The organism is Mesorhizobium sp. M7A.F.Ca.US.005.03.2.1 (assembly GCF_003997795.1).
GTDB classification, from domain to species: Bacteria; Pseudomonadota; Alphaproteobacteria; order Rhizobiales; family Rhizobiaceae; genus Mesorhizobium; species Mesorhizobium ciceri.
This window is the reverse complement of record NZ_RZRP01001568.1, coordinates 1-529: the sequence shown is the minus strand read 5'-3', so window position 1 is coordinate 529 and position 529 is coordinate 1. Positions and strand designations below refer to the sequence as shown.

The 529-nt window shown below is 64.5% G+C and carries 1 pseudogene; it reads right to left on the bottom strand.

The annotated features are described in order from the left end of the window. Positions 1 to 529, bottom strand: a pseudogene (locus EN991_RS39175) (hypothetical protein); the annotation flags it as partial.

The window sequence follows — 529 nt, the reverse complement described above, 5'->3', positions numbered from 1 at the left end:
GCTGTCGATGTGGGCGCGGTCGACACTGACGCCACCGGCCGATGTGGCGGTGCCGGCGACATCGAAGCTGGTCTTGCCGGCAAACAGCGGCTTGAGATTCTCAGGCAGGAAGCGAGCGAAATCGCCGTCGCCCTTGGCCTCAACATGATTACCCTTGTCGGTCAGTTGGTGCCGGCCTGTCAGCTGGGTGACGATCTTGCCGTCGACCGAGAACGTGCCGATGCCGTTCCAATTGGCGAGCGGCCCGGTGCCCGAGACAATTATGTCGACCGGCGGCGTATCGGGCAGCTTGAGCAGATTGGCGATGATGCCGCCTGCCGGCTCCGAGGCCTTCAGGTCAAGATCGAGCCTGTTGTCCGCCGGCGCAAAGTGGATCTTGGCATCGACATTGCCTTGCTTGCCGTCATGGCGGGTGACGTTGAGCACCGTCTCGACCGCCAGAGGCGCGGCATCGGCCTTGAGCATGCCCCTGGCGGCAAGTTCGGCGATGCCGCTGCCGGCAAGGTCTTGGCCAAGCGCGATCTCGGGC